The sequence below is a fragment of the Metabacillus niabensis genome, from assembly GCF_020524345.1.
GTDB classification, from domain to species: domain Bacteria; phylum Bacillota; class Bacilli; order Bacillales; family Bacillaceae; genus Metabacillus; species Metabacillus niabensis_B.
Genome location: NZ_JAIVLH010000005.1, coordinates 20350 through 40468 on the forward strand (window position 1 = coordinate 20350; position 20119 = coordinate 40468).

Consider the following 20119-nt stretch of genomic DNA (forward strand, 5'->3'; position numbering starts at 1 on the left):
AAGATTGGAGGTTCCCCAGTGAAAAAAACAAGCATACGCAATAAGCTGATCGTTCTGTTATTATTAATTACCATTGTTCCATTTGGAACTTCAATTGTTATCACTTATTTTTATACGAAAGAGTCATTAAAGGATGAATTCGTAGCGGAAAACGTCAATCTCCTTTACCAAGGAAAGGTAAACATTGAAGGGTATATCGGGGAACTGAAAAATCTAACGTTATCATTTTATAATAATATTGATTTTATGAGATATATGAAGAATAATCCTGATTTTGATAAGAATTATCTCGCAAAGGAAAGCTTTAAAAATGTTATTTTAACGATTCTATATGCTGAAGAAAACATCAATCGAGTGAATATTGCATTGATGGATGATCATCATAATATTTCTGTATCAAAAAAGTCAGCTGTCGTCTTTTCACAATTAAATCAAAACTTGAATCAAGATATGTATAAAAAAGCATTAGACAATCCTTACCGTATTCATATTGAGCCGATGGAGGTTTTACAAGAAGAGAATTTAAGCGAGAATTCTAAAAGGAGAAATGACATGTTTACTTTGCATCGTGCGTTAATCGATGTGCCGTCAGATGATCTATTAGGATATATTTCGCTGGAAATTAACTCAGAGCATCTCCTTGGAATCGCCGAAAAGCTATATGTGAAAGATAAAGAGGAATTTTATCTATTAAGTCATGAAGGAGAGTTGATTTTTCGTTCCAACAATGATGTGGATGAGAACCAACAATGGATTACGAGCCTTATAAAGAATAAAAAACCAAATGGAATGATGGAATGGAAGAAGGATTCTTTTCACGGTTTAATGATTTATGAAACACTTGATGAATCATCCGGAGGTTGGATAATGGTAAAAAGAATTCCATATACATCCGTTTTTGAAAGTGCATTAAGTGTGGCTAAAATCAACATTCTATTTGGTGTAATCGGGTTAATCCTTGTTATTATGGCAACTTTATTTGTTTCATTTAAAATCACCTCGCCCATACGTGTATTATTACAAAACATAAAACAGGTTGAAAGTGGGAACATGAACGTTCAGTTTGATTCTCTAGGTAATGATGAAATCGGTACACTTGGTGAGCGTTTTAAAGAGATGATTGCAAAGATTAATCATCTTATTAATCGAGAATATAAACTGGAGATTGAAAATAAAACAAATCAGTTAAAAGCATTGCAATCTCAGTTAAATCCTCATTTTTTATACAATGCCCTGCAGTCCATCGGTACTTTGGCATTAAAAAACAATGTACCACAAGTCTATACGTTGGTTACTCACCTGTCGAAGATCATGAGATATGGGATGAATATTGATGAAGATCTTGTTCCTCTAACAAAGGAAATTGATTACACAAAGGCCTTTCTATTACTACAAAAAGAAAGATTTGGTGACCAATTTGAGTATACCTTATCATTTGATAAAGAAGATTCTTTTATTGTTGTTCCGAAAATGATTCTTCAGCCAATCATAGAAAACTATTTTAAGCATGGCTTTGATCGAAGCAATGATAAAATCGGTCATTTAGCGATCATTGTAAGAAGAGATCAAGGTCATTTAGTTATGACAGTTCAAGATAATGGAAACGGAATAACAGAAACAAGGCTTAACGAAATTTATCAAACACTAAACGAAGATCACCAAAGTAAGCTGGGTGGTGCAAATATAGGCTTGAGAAATGTTTACTTACGTTTGAAGCTCTATTTTGGTGAAAAAGCATCATTATTAATAGAGAATAATGAAGACGGAGGTACTTTTGTTACAATAAAGCTTCCGGTAGAAACGGGAGGTTCAGGGAATGAAAGCAATCATAATTGACGATGAAACTCATGTGAGAGAAGGGCTGCTTTTATTAGCAGAATGGAAAAGATTTGGTATTCAAAAAGTATTTGAGGCGAAGGATGGAGAAGAGGCGCAAAACCTGATTATCCAGAATCAGCCGGAGATCATCTTCACAGATATGAATATGCCCAATTTTGATGGAATTGAACTTTTAAAATGGCTAAGTAAAAATGAAATAAAAAGTAAAATCATTGTGATCAGCGGTTATGATGATTTTCATTATATGAGAAACGCCATTACGTACGGAAGCTATGATTATTTATTAAAACCAATTGACCCCGGCTTGCTTAATGAAACATTAGAAAGAGCGGTATCAGATTGGAAAAAGGAAGCACTTCAAAGGGAGTCGACAAACGAAACGAATAGAGTCATTAATGAGGTAAAACCTCTTTATTGGGATTATCTTTTTTCTAATGTTATAGCGAATCAAGTTGTATCGGATGAAACCGTTCAAAAAATCAAGAAGGAATTTGGGGTTCACGTTAATAAAGTTGAGTGTACAATCTCACTAATATTTATTAGTTCTAAAATTATCGAAAAATTTGATAATGATAAAGATTTAGCCTTTTTTACCTTATTAAATATAAGTAATGAAATTGTTCGCTCGAAACAAAGTGGTTTTTGCTTTCGGAATATAAACAAAGAAAATGAGATTGTTGTTCTTTTGTGGAATAGTAAAAATGAAATAGAGATCCTAAAAAAAATACAAACCGAAATCTATAAATTTAGTGGTATAAATGCTCTGTTTGTTGTTGGAAAGCCATTGTCTTTAATTAAGGAGTCCTACCATTCTGCACGGAAAACTTTACTGAAGCATAATATGATGGAATGTTCTAAGAGAAATAATATCGTATGTTATGAAGATATTACAACAGGGCCCAACCTGCATTTATTCGATTTCGCCGAAGATATTAAATGGGCAGTTCAAAGTAGTAGTACAGAGCAAATGGAAGAGATTATGCAAAAAATATTTTATGCCCTTGAATCTAAGCATGTTCTCTCGTACGAGCAAGTAAGTGTGTGGGAAGAGCAGTTTGAGATTTTGAGAAAAAATTGGTTGAAAGAATATAATACGAATGAAGATGTGGCTTTTTATAAAGGGACAAATTATTGGGATGATAAAGGGAGGTTCTCATTTAATAAATTTAAAGAAGAGAAGCGGAAGGAATTTTATGAATTAATTCATCTATTAAATGATGTGAGGTATAAAAAGGAAACTAACAGCATTCAAGAGATTGAAACTTACTTACGAAAAAACTATGAGAAGGATATTACCTTACAGGAAATTGCAGAACGATTTTTTTTAAGTCGTGAATATATTTCCCGAAAGTTCAAGCAAGAATATCATGAAACATTAACAAACTATTTAACCAAAATTAGAATTGAAAAAGCAAAAGAGCTTTTAGAAAATCCGCATTTAAAAGTATATGAAATTTCATATAAGGTTGGATATCCTAATGAAAAATATTTCAGTAAAGTGTTTAAAAAACTAGTCGGTTTAACACCTAATGAATATCGGGTACATGTGATGTCAAAATAAATGGATTTGAGGTCACCTTTTGGTTTTTAGTTACAAGTTTATACAATACTTGCTGATTTAATGCTACTATATGTTTATTAATTGCTCGGAGGATATATATGCGGATTTTTAGAATATTAAACAACAATGCGGTGGTTGTAATTGATGGACCACAAGAGAAAATTGTCATGGGACCTGGAATTGCGTTTCAGAAGCAAAGAAATGATATTGTACCAAAAGGTAAAATAGAAAAAATCTTTGTTTTACGTGATGCTTCATCAGAAAAGTTCCAACAATTACTAACCTCTTTACCGGAGTCACATATTGAATTAGCAGAAAGTATCATAAGTTATGCTGAAGGTCATTTATTGGCTCCTTTAAGTGATCATATTCATATTGCCCTAACAGACCATCTGTCTTTTGCTTTGGAGAGGATTCAACAAGGAATTCCCATTAAAAACAAGCTAGTGAACGAAATAAGAATGCTCTACAAAAAAGAGTATGAAATAGGAATGTGGGCAAAGAAGGAGATTAAGAAAAAGCTAGGGATCGATATACCAGAGGATGAAGTAGCTCACATAGCTCTTCATATTCACACAGCGAAAATGGATGCTCCTTCTATGAGTGAATCTTTAAAACAAGCCTCCATTTTAAGTGAGTTTGTCGGTCAAGTTGAAGCATGTATCGGTGAAAAGATAGAGGAATCTTCAATCAATTATCAAAGGTTAATCACACATCTTCGTTTTGCCTTAAATCGTATCCAACAGGGGGAGCAGTTTGAACCTATTGATCAAGACATGCTGGGGCTTATACAAGACAAGTATAAAAAGGCTTATGAATACTCGCAGAAAATAGTAGATTATTTATGTGAAGAATATGAGATTTCTTTTCCTTCATCTGAAATTGCCTACATTGCGATCCATATTCAAAGGCTAATAAAATAGTAAGTGTCGAAATTTGAATTTTATTGTTGACGTTTCCATATGTCTAGTATAAAATTTACTCAATCGAACAATTTCATATGTAGGATTGTGACTGATAATGCAGGCAAGACCTAGAATATATAAGATGACATGGGTAGATCATCTCGCTCTATGCTACCTATTTTTCCTTATATATTTTGGGTCTTTTTGTTGTTTATCGGAAAAATGCTATAAGTTATATAAGGAGGAAATTAACATGAATTATCGTGAAGTTGCTGAAGAGCTTGTTACAAAGCTCGGAGGTAAAAACAATGTTATTAGTGCAGCTCATTGTGCAACTCGTCTTCGTCTTGTAATTGAAGATGAAAGTCAAATAGACAAAAATGCTATAGAAGAACTAGATGGTGTAAAAGGAGCTTTCTCAAGCTCAGGCCAATTTCAAATCATTTTTGGAACGGGAACAGTGAATAAAGTATATCAACATTTCGCTCCAATAGTTGGTGTTTCAATGGAAGAAAACAATTTAAATAAAAGTGAATCACACGGAGATGCTGCAAAACGTAAGATGAATCCGCTTGCTCGATTTGCTCGTACACTGTCCAACATTTTTGTTCCTATCATTCCTGCCATTGTGGCAGCAGGTATGTTAATGGGGCTTTTAGGATTAGTGAAAACATATAACTGGGTCGACCCTGAAAGCGGATTATTTGTTATGCTTGATATGTTTTCATCTGCTGCCTTTATCATTTTGCCTATTTTAATTGGATTTAGTGCAGCTAAAGAATTTGGAGCAAATGGTTATCTTGGTGCCGTAATAGGGGGAATTATGATACACCCTAATTTATTAAATCCGTGGGGTTTATCAAATGCAGAGCCTACTACCCTTGATTTCTTTGGCTTTGGGGTGGAAATGTTGGGGTATCAAGGGACAGTCATTCCCGTTCTATTAACAGTTTTTATTATGGCGCAGATTGAAAAAGGCTTACGAAAAGTCATTCCACATGTTATTGATTTACTTGTAACACCATTTTTAACTGTGATTTTTACAGGGTTCGTTGCATTGCTTGTAATTGGTCCATTGGGAAGAGTGCTAGGCAACGGAATTACAACGATTTTAGATGTTGTGTACAATTCAGCTGGACCTATAGCTGGATTATTGTTCGGGGGCTTATATTCAACCATTGTATTAACAGGTGTTCATCATAGCTTCCATGCAATTGAGGCTGAATTATTAAATGTTGGCGGAAACTACTTACTCCCGATCTGGGCGATGGCAAATGTGGCTCAAGGTGGAGCTACTCTAGCTGTTTTCTTCAAAACAAAAAATAGCAAAACGAAGGAGATTGCTCTTCCTGCTGCCGTTTCTACGTTTCTTGGAATTACAGAGCCGGCGATCTTCGGAGTAAACTTAAAATATCGTCGTCCATTTATTGGAGCGGCAATCGGTGGAGCTTTGGGTGGAGCATATGTTGTTTTCACTCAAGTCATGGCCAATGGAATCGGATTAACAGGAATTCCTCAGTTCGCAATCGTGCAAGACCCTATTAACTATGGAATTGGATTTATTATTGCAGTGGCGGGTGCCTTCATTTCTACCTTATTATTAGGGTGGAAAGAAGAATCTAAATAAAGTGATAATGGGTTGGCTTTGATGTCAGAGTCAACCCGTTAGTTTTAAAAGTATAGGTAAGCAGGTGAAAGAACCATGACAAAGGATGAGCAATTACGACAAGAAGCGTATGAACAGATTGAAAAAAATAAGAATCTTGTAGATCAGGATCCGTATAGATTAACTTATCATATAATGCCGCCAGTCGGATTATTAAATGATCCAAACGGATTTATTCAAGTGAATGGGGTATTTCATCTATATTATCAGTGGATGCCATTCAAGACAGATCATGGAGCGAAGTTTTGGGGGCATTATTCATCAGAAGATTTAGTGAACTGGAGACATGAAAGTATTGCGTTAACGCCTTCAGAGTGGTATGAAAAAAATGGCTGTTATTCAGGAAGTGCGATTGAGTACAAAGGGAAAATATATGCCTTTTACACAGGCAATGTAAAGGATGAACAAGGCAATCGTGAAACATACCAATGTTTAGCTATTTCTGAAGATGGGATTCATTTTAATAAAAAAGGTCCACTTATTTATCTGCCGGAAGGCTTCACCGCTCATTTCCGTGATCCAAAGGTTTGGAAGCAAGAAGAAACCTACTTTATGGTAATCGGAGCTCAGACTAAAGATTTAAAAGGCGCAATTGCTCTGTATCAGTCAAAAGACTTATTAAATTGGACGTATCGTGGAATTTTAGTTGGTGGTGGGAAAGGGGAACTTCAGGAATTTGGCTATATGTTTGAATGTCCCGATTTATTTCATCTTGATGGAAAGGATATACTAGTTTTTTCACCGCAGGGCATAGAAACACAAGGTATGAAGTATCAAAATGTGTATCAAGCAGGATATGTTATTGGAGATTTTGATCCGAAAACGGGTGAATATAGGCATCAAGAGTTCGAGGAGCTGGATCGTGGCTTTGATTTTTATGCTCCACAAACAACGATAGATAGTAAGGGGAGAAGACTCCTATTTGGCTGGATGAGTGTACCTGACCAACATGAACAAGATCACCCTACGATAGAGTATAAATGGATTCACAATATGACATTGCCGCGTGAATTGAAATTGGTGAGCGGTAAAGTATATCAAGTTCCTGTTGATGAGCTAGACCAACTAAGATGCAGTGAGGTTGTATCACACACAGTTAAGCTTACAAAAGAATCGCAGGAACTGAATGGCATTCACGGCAAATCCGTGGAATTGAACATACAAGATATTGAGATAGCCGAGGGGTGGATGGAGATTTCAATAAGTGATGGAGGCAGAATAATCTACTCTGCTGATGAAAAAGTGATATCGTTTGAAAGAAAGAGCTATGTGGATGGTACGACAGAGAAACGTCAATGTCTACTTTCTGGACTAAAAAACTTACGTATATTTATTGATACGTCTTCTGTAGAAATATTTATAAATGATGGGCTAGAAACATTTACTTCTAGAATTTATCCATCTCCTAAAAACGACAAGATCACATTTGGAGCATCAAAGGATGCTAGCTTTACTGCTTTTAAATGGGATCTAAATGTGAAAAATGTAAATATATAAACACCAATCAATCACTTTCTCAAGGTTTGAGAAAGTGATTTTTAGTTAATATCTACTTTCCGGTTTAAGTAGGAAAAAGAATTTTTCCAGAAGTACCTAATAGGGTATAATTTAAAATAAATATATTTAGGAGGGTGAAAAATGGAATACGATACTCAAATAAAAAACCGAGTTAAACGTATTGAAGGACAATTAAGAGGGATACTCCGAATGATGGAGGAAAAGCAGGATTGCAAAGATATAATTACCCAGTTATCTGCTAGTAGAACAGCTATTGATCGGACAATTGGTGTGATCGTAAGCTCGAATTTAATTGAATGTGTTCGGATGGCAGAAGAAAAAGGCGAAAATACGGAAGATTTAGTTAAAGAAGCTGTTAATTTACTTGTGAAAAGTAGATAAACATTATATTTTCAACCGCATGAATTAATATTCATGCGGTTTTTTTATGTCATTTTTGAAGTACTGCAAAATAGTTTCCTTCACTGTCTGAAAAGTTAAATACGCGACCATTCGGCATGTCGACAATATCACCTACTGTAACATCCTTATTTTGGAGTCCAGTGTACAATTCATCGAGATTGTCTGAGAAAAATAACAAGGAAGGTGTTCCGAGATTAAGCTCAGGTTCCATTTTTGCAATAATTTCCTTATTGTGGAGGATAATGCTAGTTTCAGCCTCTATTGTTGGAGATAGTTCAATCCACCTCGTTCCTTCGCCGTTAACCTCTTCTGCAACTACATGAAACCCTACTTTTTCCGTCCAAAAATTCACTGCTTCATCTTGGTTGCTAACATATAGCATGATTTGCCCTACTTTGTTAATCACATTCTTCACTCCATTTCTAATCAAATAATGAGTATGTATTTTCTGGTGAGTTATTTAAATTATACGAGTATGTTCTTAATAAAGTAAATGTGTAAATCAGAATATGGCTGGTTGAAAAGAATTTGTTGAAATATTAATTTTTTAAAAATTTAGATAATTAATACAATAGAAACAAGAAATTTTTCTAAATCCTACAATGACAAATAAATTGAAAACATCTATTATGTTAATAAATATAACAAATAATGTTATAAAATATTACATACAACTTGTAGGAGGGATAGTATGGAAAGTGAAAATAGCGGATTGAAGATTTTCTCCTTAGGGCTGCAACATGTTCTTGCTATGTATGCAGGAGCGATATTGGTTCCGCTCATTGTAGGAAGAGCATTGAATTTAACGTCTGAGCAATTGGCCTATCTAGTTGCGATAGATCTTCTTACATGTGGAATTGCGACCCTTTTACAAGCGTGGAAAACAAAATACTTTGGAATTGGATTGCCGGTTGTATTAGGGAGTTCCTTTGTAGCGGTAACTCCTATGATTGCAATTGGAAGTCAATATGGAGTCTCGGCCATTTATGGTGCGATTATCGTTGGGGGTATATTTGTTCTGGTTTTTGCTTCATTCTTCGGGAAAATCATAAAGCTTTTTCCTCCGGTTGTAACTGGATCGGTTGTAACCATTATCGGATTGTCTTTAGTACCTACGGGGATACGTAATATGGCTGGAGGAGCTGGTAGTGATGATTTTGGGAGCGTAGAAAATTTACTTCTATCATTTGGAGTGCTAGTCGCAATTATCGTGATGAATAGGTTTTTTAGAGGATTTGCCCAAGCTTTATCAGTGTTAATTGGTATTATAGCCGGCACAATTGTTGCGACAATTATGGGGAAGGTTAATGTTTCTGATGTTTCTGAAGCTTCATGGTTTCATTTACCTGAGTTATTTTATTTTGGAGTTCCAACCTTTGAAATTGGACCGATTCTGACGATGGTTATTGTTTGTCTTGTCATCATGATCGAATCAACAGGTGTGTTTTTAGCTTTGAGTAAAATTTGTGATCAGGAGTTAAAGGAAAAAGATTTTGTTAGGGGATATCGGGCAGAGGGATTAGCGATTGTGTTGGGTGGCTTGTTTAATGCATTTCCTTACAATACATTTGCGCAAAATGTTGGTCTTGTTCAGCTTTCGAAAGTGAAAACGAAAAATGTCGTTGTTGCAGCAGGTTTTATATTAGTTGTTTTAGGGCTTGTTCCAAAAATTGCAGCACTAGCCACGGTTATTCCACCAGCAGTATTAGGTGGTGCGACAGTTGTCATGTTTGGGATGGTGATATCTTCGGGAATCAAAATGCTTGGTTCTGTTGATTTTAGTGATCAACAAAATTTGTTGGTGATTGCTTGTTCAATATCATTGGGCTTGGGTGCAACTGTTGTTCCAGATCTTTTTGCGGGTTTACCACAATCTTTTAAAATCATTGTCAGTGACGGGATTATCACAGGAAGCTTAACGGCAATTTTATTAAATTTATTTTTTATGATACGTAGAAAATCAAAACCGGTTTCGGTAGAGGGAGATCAATCGGTTGCTTAAAAATTTGAGAGAAGGTGAGGGATCTGATATTGATAAGTGAATTGAATGGCATGAAACATAGCGAGTTTATTGAAGTGCTTAAAGATATATTTGAGCACTCACCATGGGTTGCTGAAAAAGTATGGACATATCGTCCGTTTGCCTCGTTAACAGATCTTCATGAAAAAATGGTGTTTATCGTGAAGGACGCAACCTATGAAGAAAAATTAGCGTTAATTCAAGCGCATCCTAACTTGGGAGCCCGCCTTGAAATGAGTAATGCCTCCGTACAAGAGCAGGCTGGAGTAGGTTTAAATCAATTAACATCAGAGGAGTTTAATCAATTTTCGTCTTTGAATAAACAGTATATGGAGAAGTTTGGTTTTCCGTTTATTATGGCAGTGAAAGGTCGGACGAAGACTGTTATCTATGAATCTATGCAGCGAAGAAGCAATCATCATGAGGCGGAAGAATTTGAAACAGCTTTAAAAGAGATTGAAAAGATTGCCTACTTTCGTTTAGAAGAACTAATCAAAAAAAGGAGTGTTCTTATGTCGAAGAAACGTACTGTCTCATATGGGAAAGGTGATGTTTTTGCTTATCGGACTTTTTTGTCTCCACTAACTGGAGTAAAACAAATTCCTGAATCTAATTTTATTGGAAGAAGCAATACGGTATTTGGAGTGAATGTGAAAATTGAAGTAGGAGGTCAAAAGCTGCTTCCTTCATTTACTGAAGGAGATAACAGTCTTGTTGTTGCAACAGATTCAATGAAAAACTTTGTGCAAAGACATTTAGGCAGCTATGAAGGGGCAACAATTGAAGGGTTTATCCAATACGTTGCAGAAGAGTTTTTAAAGAAATATGACCATGTTGATACAATTAAAATAATTGGTGAAGAGGTTCCGTTTGAAGAGACGACAACAGCTTCGGCGAATGGGTTAACACAAAGTGATTTAGTATTTAAACATTCGCGAAATGAAAAATCGATAGCAACAATTGAAATGGTTCGTGGTGAGGGGGCGGTCGAAATTGTTCAACAAAGTAGCGGGGTGCTGGATTTACAGTTAATTAAAGTGAGAGGAAATTCATTTGTTGGTTTTATTCGGGATGAATATACAACTCTTCCGGAAGACAGCAACCGCCCTCTGTTTATCTATCTAAATATCGGTTGGGAATACGAAAATACGGGGGATTCAACGGGATCCGCGCCATATAGCTATGTGTGTGCAGAGCAAGTTCGAGATATTGCAACATCAATCTTCCATGAGCTTGAAACGCCTTCCATTCAATATTTAATTTATCTTATTGGCTGTCGAGTTCTGGAAAGATTTCCGCAGCTCCGCGAAGTTAGTTTTCAATCTCAAAATCATACGTGGGATCCTGTTGTGGGGGAAATTTCAAACTCGGAAGGTAAGGTGTACACTGAACCCCGCCCTCCTTACGGTTTTCAACATTTTACTGTTACAAAAGAAGATCTTGAAAACAGCAAAGAGCTGTCAGGAGAAATAAATATTTCAAAATAAGGGTTGATGGTTATGACAGGTTTGACAACACATATATTGGATTTAACTCATGGTATACCTGCGGCTGATGTTCTTGTTCAGTTGTTGAGATTAGAGGATGAGAAAGCTACTCTAATCAAAGCACTTAAAACAAATGTTGATGGAAGGATAGATGTGCCGCTCCTCTCTGCTGAAGAGATGTGGATAGGTGAATATGAGTTGTTGTTTTTTATTGGTGATTATTTCCGTGGAAAAGAATTATCTCTTCCGGAGCCAGCTTTTTTAGATAAAGTATCTATTCGTTTTGGTGTTGCGGATGTAAATGCTCACTACCATGTGCCGTTATTGGTATCGCCATGGGGATACCAAGTGTATAGAGGAAGCTAAATTTGTAGTTTGGGAGATTTGCATAATATAGGATAGTCCCTGCAAAAATAAAGTTGTTTTTGCAAAAATAATAGATTATTTACAAGATTTCACCGGATTTGGCGAGAATATCTAAAAAAACTGAAACTGCAAAATTACTAGAGTTGATGAGCCTCCACCTTGCATTTATTGATGGAGGCTTTCAGTTTATCTAGAAATCTAAGTTATTTTATATCTAATATTGAATCACTATCCCTGTATTAATGACTTTATCCGAAATGCCAGTCGTAATCTAAGTGTTTCATCGGGCTCTTTTAAACTTCTGCCTATAATCTCTTCGCATTTTTCAAGCCGGTAAATTACTGTGTTGCGGTGAACGTAAAGACGTTTAGCGGTTTCTGAAAGCTGACAATGAGTTTCAAGAAAAACGGATAATGTGTGCAATAAAACTTGGTGGTCTTTTTTTGTATTGTCTGTAAATGACTGAAATGTATCATCATAGAATTTTTTTAATTGTTCGTATGGGATCATTCTGAGAATTTCGGGTACTTTTTTCGGCTGATACAGTTCGATAAACTGTTTTTTGCCTGACATATTTCCGTGATACAGAGCATCTTTTGCTTCCTTATATGACACTGTTACATTTGTAAGCTCTTCAGCATACATGCTAATTCCGAATGAAAGACCTTTTTGGTAGTGGGCGGAAACTTTCATTTGAATTCTTTTTAATAAACTTATAAAAGGTTGCTCAATATCCTTCCACCCTGACTGAAGTTCCAATAATAAGATAAATGTTTGATCCATTGTAAAGAGGTGAACTTTTGCTTCGTTATTTTGGACTTCGAATTCGATTGAGTCATAAATAATATCAGTTTCTGTCTGATACTGTAGATAGGATTGTTTTTTATCTTCTTCACTAAGCTCTCCAACTGCACATAAATATCGTTGGCCACTTTTTAGGCCGAATTCTTTTCCGCGGCTGATAATCTCATCAGAAGTTGAAAATGTACCGTTGACAAAGTTTGTGAAAAATTCATTCTGAATTCGTTTTTTATTTTGTTTTAAGGCATTTTCCTTCATTAATTCAAATGCAATGACATTTGATGCTTGTTTTATCGTTAAAATGGTCGTCCGATCTGTTAAAGGGATAAATCCTAATATACAAAGATAGTGATATTGTTTATGTGTATAGACAGGGAATAATGTTACAGTCTGTTGTTTTTCGTCTATCAGAGTAAATGTTGACAATGATTTTGTTGATAAATGAAAGGAAAATCCTTTATAAAGAAGGGATTCCAATTGTGAAAATAAACTAGAATGCTCGATAGTGCTCCTGGGCATTAAATGATCATTTAATAAGTAAACGGGCAATTGGGTAAGGGAAGAAACATTATCAATAATTTCTTGGATCCCCTTCCCGTTCATTATTTGATCTGTAAACTGCTGATGAATTTCCATCGCTTGGTGGAGTTCATTTGTTCGAATATCAAGTATATAACTAAGGGATTTATTCACAATATCTCCTAAAGATGTCTCAACAGGGAGTTCTATTAAAGGTAAATTGAGTTTGTTTGCCAGGTTGATAACTTCTATGGGTATTTCTTGTAAGAAACGTTTCGTTTTAATGCCTAAGCCGGAGCAATTTTGTTTTACCATCTCTTCTATTAATGCAAGTAAAGACTTAAGGTCTTCTTTAAAATGAAAAGCAGTGGTAACGAGTAATTCGTTTTGTTTTAAAAAGTGAATAATATCAGGAGCATCCATCATGTTCACCGTATTCACTTCTCGATTTAATCCTTGAGCTCCTGCAACTAATCTAGTTCCGGAAAAAATAGGTAAGTTCATTAATTCACTTAATTTCATGAAATTCATCCTTTGTTAGATAATTTACAAATTTAATAGAGAACAAAATAAAATTTAGTTAAAACAACCAAAGGGTTTATAGTCTGTTCTACATTTATGTACATGATTTTAAGGTATGATTGTTTTAAAATAAAAATGTATTCCTATCATGTAAACAAATATAACATTAAACGTAAGGAATTAGAATAGGGGGGAATGAATTGGTTGAAAATGTTGAAAAATCATCTGCCTTATTCGAGCAAATTGAAAAAATGGTCGAGTGGTTAGCTTGTTTTGGTAGAAGTGAACGTAATGGTGTAACAAGGTTGCTATATTCAAAAGATTGGCAGCAGGCTCAACAAGGTGTTGAGGGTTATATGAAAGGCGTAGGTCTCTGCACATACTATGATGATGTAGGGAATTTATACGGCAGGCTTTCTGGAACAAATCAGAACTCAAATGTAATTCTTACAGGTTCACATATAGATACAGTGAGAGATGGCGGTAAGTATGATGGTGCATATGGAATTATTGCTGGTATTATTGCTCTTCAGTATCTTTTTAAACAATATGGATTACCAAAAAAAACGATTGAAGTTGTGTCTTTATGTGAGGAAGAGGGCAGCCGCTTTCCGGTGACATACTGGGGATCAAGTAATATCACTGGGGTGAAAAATCTGGCTGATATCAATGATATCAAAGACTCGGAAGGAATAAGTTTTGTGAAAGCCATGAATGAGGCGGGATTTGGTCATGGTCACCATAGTTCTCCTAAACGGAATGACCTTGAATGTTTTATTGAAATGCATATTGAACAGGGAATCGTATTAGAAAAAGAAGCGAAAACAATTGGTATTGTTAGTCACATTGTTGGTCAACGAAGATATACGATTACGGTTGAAGGTGAAAGTAATCATGCTGGGACAACACCTATGGGATTGCGGAAGGATGCTATGTTTGCGGCAGCGGATATGATACAAACCCTCATTATAAAAGGTAAAAATACCTCACCTGAACTTGTTGTGACTGTTGGGCAAATAAGTGTAGAGCCGAATGTAACAAATGTTATCCCGAGTAAGGCGATTTTTAGTCTTGATATAAGGCATAGTGAAGAGGGAGTGCTGAACTTGTTTTGTCAAGAAACCTTCCAAGAGCTTGAATTAATTTCTTTGAAACATCAAACAAGTATATCCATCAATAATTGGATGGATGAAACACCTGTGAAAATGTGTGAAAACTTAAATGAATTATCGGAAACGATCTTAATCAAAGATAATATTCCATATAAAAAAATGACAAGTGGTGCTGGACATGATTCTCAAATTTTTGGTCAGTCTATCCCAACATTGCTTTTGTTTGTACCTAGTCAAAATGGGATCAGTCACTCGCCTTTAGAATTTACAAGAACGGAAGATTTGGTGGAAGGTATAAAAACGTTAATAAAAGTTTTGTATGAACTAGCGTATTAGGAGGGAGAAAGATGACGGTTTACCAAGAAATAAATGCACCGTTAAGAACAATTATGACACCAGGACCGGTTGAGGTTGACCCGAGGGTGCTTCGTGTAATGAGTACACCAATACTTGGACAATTTGATCCGGCTTTTACAGAGATGATGAATGAAACAATGGAAATGCTTCGGGAGATTTTTCAAACGAAAAACAAATGGGCTTTTCCGATTGATGGAACATCGCGATCTGGAATTGAAGCGGTGTTAAGTAGTGTGATTGAGCCTGGTGATAAAGTGCTTATTCCGATCTTTGGGAGGTTTGGGCACTTACTAACTGAAATTGCTGAGCGTAATGGAGCTGAAATCCATACAATGCATTGCGAGTGGGGAAAGGTCTTTCATCAGCGAGAGATCATACATGAAATGAAAAGAGTGAAGCCGAAGGTTTTAGCGATTGTCCACGGAGAAACATCTACAGGGTGTATGCAGCCTCTTGATCAAATTGGTTCTGCTTGTCGTGAGCTGGATGTGCTGTGTATCGTTGATGCAGTTGCGACAATTGGGGGAACGGAAGTGAAGGTGGACGAATGGAAGCTTGATGCGGTGATTGGGGGAACGCAAAAATGCTTATCTGTTCCTTCTGGAATGGCGCCAATCACGTATAATGATCGAATTGAAAAGATCCTTTTTTCGAGAAAAAAAGTGGAGAGAGGTATTGCGACAGCTGAAGATCATGAAAGTATAGGGCAGCCGATTAGAAGTAATTATTTTGATTTAAGCCAGCTGCAGGATTACTGGGGACCTAGAAGATTAAATCATCATACAGAAGCAACCTCTATGTTATATGCACTGCGAGAAGGAGTGAGAATTGTCCTGCAGGAAGGGTTGGCAGTCCGTTTTCAACGCCATATGCTTCATGAAAAAGCCCTAGTGGAAGGGATTAAAGCGATGGGGCTAGAATTGTTCAATGATACAGAATGGAAACTTCCAATGGTAACATGTGTTCAAATTCCAGCGGGAGTTGATGGTGAGTCTGTTAGAAAAATACTCCTTGAGCAATTTGGTATTGAAATTGCGAGTTCATTTGGGCCTCTCCATGGAAGGATTTGGAGAATTGGAACGATGGGATACAGCTGTCGAAAAGAAAATGTATTATTTGTGTTATCGGCTCTTGAAGGTGTTTTAATTCGTCATGGAGCACAGTTGAACCTTGGAAAAGGACTGCAAGCAGCTCTGGATGTCTATGAGTCTGCTCATATAATGACAAAATAACCCCCGAGTTCGGGGTTTTTGTTTACTTATTTGTGATAGAGGAGGATGGATGATGCAAAATAACTTAAATGCTTTTGTAGAGGAAGAAGTTATATTTGAACCGACCGGAGCTGGTTTGTTAGAGGGATTGGTGTTTGCGGTTAAGGATGTATTTTCAATTGAAGGTTATAGAAGTGGGGCTGGAAATCCCGGTTGGCTTAAATCTCATGGTGTATCAACATGCCATGCCCCTGTTATTGAAAGGCTGCTTAGTCATGGGGCAAAACTAAAAGGGACAACACAAACAGATGAATTAATGTATAGCTTAAATGGAGAAAATGCTCATTATGGAACACCTGTTAATCCGAAGGCTCCAAATCGTATTCCGGGAGGCTCTTCGAGTGGATCGGCTGTTGCTGTCTCAGCCGGAATAAGTGACTTTGCTTTAGGTACTGATACAGGTGGATCTGTAAGAATACCTTCGTCCTATTGCGGGATTTATGGATTCCGCCCTTCACATGGTGTGGTTCCTGTTGGAGGTGTCATACCCTTGGCGAAAAGTTTTGATACAGTCGGATGGATGTCAAAAGATTCGGAGTTATTGTACCGAGTTGGAAAGGTTTTAATTACTGATCAAGAAGAAAAAGGTCTTTTTAAACAGGTGTTTTATTGTGAGGAAGCATGGAACTTATTGGATGAGCGGTGTAAGGGGGAATTATTAACTGCTGTATCTGTAATCAAAGAAATTTCGCGGCGTGAATGGATTACGTTATCGGAGAGTGGACTTGACGAATGGTCAAGTGCATTTCGTATTTTGCAAGGATTAGAGATTTGGGAGGAGCATGGTGATTGGATACGAAAAGAAAATCCTGCCTTTGGTCCGGGTATACATGAAAGATTTCAGTGGACGAGTACATTAAAACGGTGGGAATGCTCAGAACAAGAGAAACTTCGGGTACAAATTCGAAAATCCCTTTCAGCTCTCTTAAAAGAAGATGGGGTTATTGTAATCCCGACAGCACCGGGACCAGCACCTTTATTAGATTTGCAAGGTGAAAAAGCAGAGCGATATCGGGCGAAGATAATGCAGCTTTCCTGCATAGCTGGTTTAGTGGGGTTACCACAAGTAACAGTTCCACTTGCGGAAGTTGATGGTTTACCGATAGGGTTATCATTTATTGCGAATCATCATCAAGATCTTAAATTATTAAAATGGGTAAATGAGGTTTTTGGAGGGGGAGGGGTATGAAACTAACGACTATTAAAGTTGATAATGAGGAATTGGCAGCCATTTTATTAGGTCAAAAAGTGATATTAATAAGAGATATAAATGAGATAGCAGGAGAAAATTGGAGTGATAATATTTTATCCATTCTTCAGTATGGTCAATTATCCCAAATTAAAAGCTGGTATAAGCGTGTTGGAAAGAAGAAAATATCTGAGATGAATCAATTAGCGTTAGACAGTATTACGTTTGCCCCTCTATACCGTCATCCGGATAAAATCTGGGGAGTTGGTATGAACTACATAGAAAAGGCAATTGAATTATCTGGGAAACCACCTGAAGAGGAACCAGTTATTTTTATGAAGCCGAATAGTAGTTTAATTGGTCCTGAAGATGATATTTTACTGCCGCAACAATCAACTCTGGTAACAGCAGAAGCTGAGCTAGCCATTATTATAGGGAAAACATGCAAAAATGTGGAAGAAGCTGATGCTTCTGGAGTGGTGGCAGGTTTTACAACTTCCTTAGATATGACAGCCAAAGATATTCATGCGAAAAATCCCCGATATATGCAAAGGGCGAAAAGTTTTGATACGTTTTTCAGCTTTGGGCCATATCTTACTACAATAGATGAGGTGAAAGATGTGAGTAGAATATGTGTTGAGACAAAACTGAATGGTAAAGTTTGTCACGGTAATTTTGTCAATAATATGATGTATTCACCCTGGTGGATAGTTTCGTTTTTCTCCCAAATTATGACCTTGCATCCAGGTGATGTGATTATGACTGGTACGCCGGGATCTGTTCTGATAAGTGATGGGGATGTGGTGGAATGCAAGATTGAAGGGATAGGAGATCTGCGAAATTATAGTTGCAAATAAAATAGAAGAAGAGAACAGTTGTTTCGTAATCCGAACGCTGTTCTTTTTTTGTTTTTTATGTGAGGTTTTATATCAAGGGTTAAATGTGAACTTTAAAAATTAGTTAAAAGATACAAAAAATAATTAAAAAAACAACAAATTCTCTAATGATTTATAGTGGTATCTCTATTAAACTATTTGTATGTTATATTTATTTACATTTGATGTTATGTTTTATGAATAAATGTAGAGTAAAGGAGATAGTATGGAGAAAAATTATGATTTAAAGCCAATTCTAATTGAGAAGAATCGAATTTTAGGTCCGAAAGCTTATGTTGCCATGTGGTGGGGAGATGCCGTTATGGTTGGGTCATTTATGTTAGGTTCAAGTTTAATTCCTCCATTCGGAAAATTAAATTTAACACAAGCCTTTCTTGCATTAATTCTCGCAAATATTCTTGCTGCATTACTGTTTGCATTAAATGGAAGAGTTGGATGGAAGCACGGTATTCCGATGGTTGTTCAACTTAGATCATCATTCGGACCAACAGGATCAAAAATACCTGCGTTGATGCGGGCAATCCCCGCATTGTTCTGGTATGGTGTCCAAAGTTGGCTTGGAGCAATGGCTCTTAATCAAATATTTATGGATATCATCGGGTTCAATAATGTATGGATATGGTTCTTCGCATTCCAAGCATTACAAATTTATTTATCCGCAAAAGGTATTAAATCTATAAAGTGGATTGAAGTTGTTGGTTCTGTTGTCATCATGCTAGGTGTTGTCTATTTAATATTTTTATTTTTATCTACATTTGGTTTTGAAGTTAGTCAGACAGCGAATATTGAGGGGACATGGGGAATACCTTTTTGGCTTGCAATGGCTGTGTTAATTGGACAATTCTCTGCATTACTCTTAAATGTATCAGACTATACACGCTATTTTCCGCGTAAAGCTTCAACTGTCACATTTGTTGGATCTCATATCGTTGGAATAGTACCTCCAATGATTTTATTACCATTTGTAGGAATACTTGGTGCAGCTGCAGTTGGAATATGGAATCCGGTGGATATCATTTCTGATCATATATCTAGTTTATTTGCAAGCATTATTATTTTATTATTTATTGCGATTGCTCAGATTACAACAAATTTAGTTGCAAATATTATGCCACCTGTTCTTGTAGCAATGGATATTTTTAAAATATCTTGGGAAAAGGCTTGTGTAATTGTCGGTATATTAGGAGTATTAACATGTCCATGGTGGATCATGAATGATGCCACATTCTTACGATTCATATCGATTGTTTCTGCATTTTTAGGTCCTATCTTTGCAGTGATGGTTACCGACTTTTATTTCGTTCATAAAGCAAATTATCAGGTAAAAAAGCTATATGAAGTGACAAACTTATTTTCTGCCTTCAAAGGTTGGAACCCGGCAGCGCTTATTGCAATAGTGGTTGGAACTTGTTTTTCGTTTATCAATGTTGATCTCTCATGGTTATTAGGAATTATCCCTGCAGGTATTGTGTACATCGTTTTAATGAAAGTTTGGATTATGAAGCATGAATCTTATGTAAGAGAAGGAATGGAACAGAGCTTTAAGGATGCTCCTGAAATAGAGGATCAAGCAGTATAAAGATTAAGATGGCTATTTATTAATTGTAGGGATGTTGAGCAAGTGTTATGTAGATTTTGCTGACCGGAAGGACTTGTACCAGAATTCCAACATATAAATGAAGGAGGAA

16 protein-coding genes are annotated in these 20119 nt (G+C 36.2%); 14 read left to right on the forward strand and 2 right to left on the reverse strand.

The annotated features are described in order from the left end of the window. Positions 1-18: 18 nt before the first annotated feature. The 6 genes from LC095_RS07675 to LC095_RS07700 all read left to right on the forward strand — a co-directional run bounded on the left by LC095_RS07675 (position 19) and on the right by LC095_RS07700 (position 7870). Positions 19-1836: a sensor histidine kinase gene (locus LC095_RS07675; protein ID WP_226527622.1), complete on the forward strand. Its 1818-nt coding sequence runs from the start codon at positions 19-21 to the stop codon at positions 1834-1836. Continuing rightward, positions 1817-3400, forward strand: coding sequence for a response regulator transcription factor (locus LC095_RS07680; protein ID WP_226527623.1), 1584 nt, complete (start codon positions 1817-1819; stop codon positions 3398-3400). The genes LC095_RS07675 and LC095_RS07680 overlap by 20 nt, the downstream gene beginning before the upstream one ends. A gap of 92 nt (positions 3401-3492) precedes the next feature. Next, positions 3493-4323 (forward strand): PRD domain-containing protein, encoded by an 831-nt coding sequence (locus LC095_RS07685; RefSeq protein ID WP_319005786.1) that lies wholly within the window; start codon positions 3493-3495, stop codon positions 4321-4323. A gap of 235 nt (positions 4324-4558) precedes the next feature. Continuing rightward, positions 4559-5932, forward strand: a complete 1374-nt coding sequence (locus LC095_RS07690; protein WP_226527625.1) for a sucrose-specific PTS transporter subunit IIBC — start codon at positions 4559-4561, stop codon at positions 5930-5932. A 75-nt stretch (positions 5933-6007) separates the two neighbouring features. Continuing rightward, entirely contained in the window at positions 6008-7468 is a 1461-nt protein-coding gene (locus LC095_RS07695) for a glycoside hydrolase family 32 protein (protein ID WP_226527626.1), read from the forward strand. Positions 7469-7609: 141 nt separating this feature from the next. Then, positions 7610-7870: a metal-sensitive transcriptional regulator gene (locus LC095_RS07700; protein WP_078434809.1), complete on the forward strand. Its 261-nt coding sequence runs from the start codon at positions 7610-7612 to the stop codon at positions 7868-7870. A 49-nt stretch (positions 7871-7919) separates the two neighbouring features. On the opposite strand, the gene LC095_RS07705 is transcribed toward LC095_RS07700, so the two are convergent. After that, positions 7920-8297, reverse strand: a complete 378-nt coding sequence (locus LC095_RS07705; protein ID WP_226527627.1) for a VOC family protein — start codon at positions 8295-8297, stop codon at positions 7920-7922. 285 nt (positions 8298-8582) lie between these two features. On the opposite strand from LC095_RS07705, the gene LC095_RS07710 reads away from it, so the two are divergent. The 3 genes from LC095_RS07710 to uraH are packed head-to-tail and all read left to right on the forward strand — an operon-like array spanning position 8583 to position 11764. Next, entirely contained in the window at positions 8583-9893 is a 1311-nt protein-coding gene (locus LC095_RS07710) for a nucleobase:cation symporter-2 family protein (RefSeq protein WP_226527628.1), read from the forward strand. A 23-nt stretch (positions 9894-9916) separates the two neighbouring features. Next, entirely contained in the window at positions 9917-11398 is a 1482-nt protein-coding gene (gene pucL / locus LC095_RS07715; protein WP_413467474.1) for a factor-independent urate hydroxylase, read from the forward strand. A gap of 12 nt (positions 11399-11410) precedes the next feature. After that, positions 11411-11764 (forward strand): hydroxyisourate hydrolase, encoded by a 354-nt coding sequence (uraH, locus tag LC095_RS07720; RefSeq protein ID WP_226527630.1) that lies wholly within the window; start codon positions 11411-11413, stop codon positions 11762-11764. Between the two features lie 228 nt (positions 11765-11992). On the opposite strand, the gene LC095_RS07725 is transcribed toward uraH, so the two are convergent. Continuing rightward, entirely contained in the window at positions 11993-13606 is a 1614-nt protein-coding gene (locus tag LC095_RS07725; protein WP_226527631.1) for a PucR family transcriptional regulator, read from the reverse strand. 200 nt (positions 13607-13806) lie between these two features. Here LC095_RS07725 and allC point away from each other — a divergent pair, with 200 nt between their 5' ends. The 5 genes from allC (at position 13807) to LC095_RS07750 (ending at position 20010) form a co-directional block, all read left to right on the forward strand. Beyond that, the gene (gene allC, locus LC095_RS07730; protein WP_226527632.1) at positions 13807-15054 is read left to right on the forward strand and encodes an allantoate deiminase; all 1248 of its coding nucleotides are present in this window, start codon (positions 13807-13809) and stop codon (positions 15052-15054) included. Positions 15055-15065: 11 nt separating this feature from the next. Further along, entirely contained in the window at positions 15066-16307 is a 1242-nt protein-coding gene (locus LC095_RS07735; RefSeq protein ID WP_226527633.1) for a pyridoxal-phosphate-dependent aminotransferase family protein, read from the forward strand. Positions 16308-16359: 52 nt separating this feature from the next. Further along, a complete protein-coding gene (locus LC095_RS07740; RefSeq protein WP_226527634.1) occupies positions 16360-17535 on the forward strand; it encodes an amidase in 1176 nt (391 codons plus the stop codon). Further along, positions 17532-18392: a fumarylacetoacetate hydrolase family protein gene (locus tag LC095_RS07745; protein WP_226527635.1), complete on the forward strand. Its 861-nt coding sequence runs from the start codon at positions 17532-17534 to the stop codon at positions 18390-18392. Before LC095_RS07740 ends, LC095_RS07745 begins: the two co-directional genes overlap by 4 nt. A gap of 244 nt (positions 18393-18636) precedes the next feature. Beyond that, positions 18637-20010: an NCS1 family transporter gene (locus LC095_RS07750; protein ID WP_226527636.1), complete on the forward strand. Its 1374-nt coding sequence runs from the start codon at positions 18637-18639 to the stop codon at positions 20008-20010. Positions 20011-20119: the final 109 nt, after the last annotated feature.

What these genes read in the sequence shown, in the direction of transcription:
- LC095_RS07735 (WP_226527633.1), top strand. Translation starts at nt 15,066, where the DNA reads ATGACGGTTTACCAAGAAATAAATGCACCGTTAAGAACAATTATGACA.
- LC095_RS07745 (WP_226527635.1), top strand. Translation starts at nt 17,532, where the DNA reads ATGAAACTAACGACTATTAAAGTTGATAATGAGGAATTGGCAGCCATT.
- LC095_RS07695 (WP_226527626.1), top strand. Translation starts at nt 6,008, where the DNA reads ATGACAAAGGATGAGCAATTACGACAAGAAGCGTATGAACAGATTGAA.
- LC095_RS07710 (WP_226527628.1), top strand. Translation starts at nt 8,583, where the DNA reads ATGGAAAGTGAAAATAGCGGATTGAAGATTTTCTCCTTAGGGCTGCAA.
- LC095_RS07740 (WP_226527634.1), top strand. Translation starts at nt 16,360, where the DNA reads ATGCAAAATAACTTAAATGCTTTTGTAGAGGAAGAAGTTATATTTGAA.
- LC095_RS07725 (WP_226527631.1), bottom strand. Translation starts at nt 13,606, where the DNA reads ATGAAATTAAGTGAATTAATGAACTTACCTATTTTTTCCGGAACTAGA.
- LC095_RS07690 (WP_226527625.1), top strand. Translation starts at nt 4,559, where the DNA reads ATGAATTATCGTGAAGTTGCTGAAGAGCTTGTTACAAAGCTCGGAGGT.
- LC095_RS07700 (WP_078434809.1), top strand. Translation starts at nt 7,610, where the DNA reads ATGGAATACGATACTCAAATAAAAAACCGAGTTAAACGTATTGAAGGA.
- LC095_RS07680 (WP_226527623.1), top strand. Translation starts at nt 1,817, where the DNA reads ATGAAAGCAATCATAATTGACGATGAAACTCATGTGAGAGAAGGGCTG.
- LC095_RS07750 (WP_226527636.1), top strand. Translation starts at nt 18,637, where the DNA reads ATGGAGAAAAATTATGATTTAAAGCCAATTCTAATTGAGAAGAATCGA.
- uraH (WP_226527630.1), top strand. Translation starts at nt 11,411, where the DNA reads ATGACAGGTTTGACAACACATATATTGGATTTAACTCATGGTATACCT.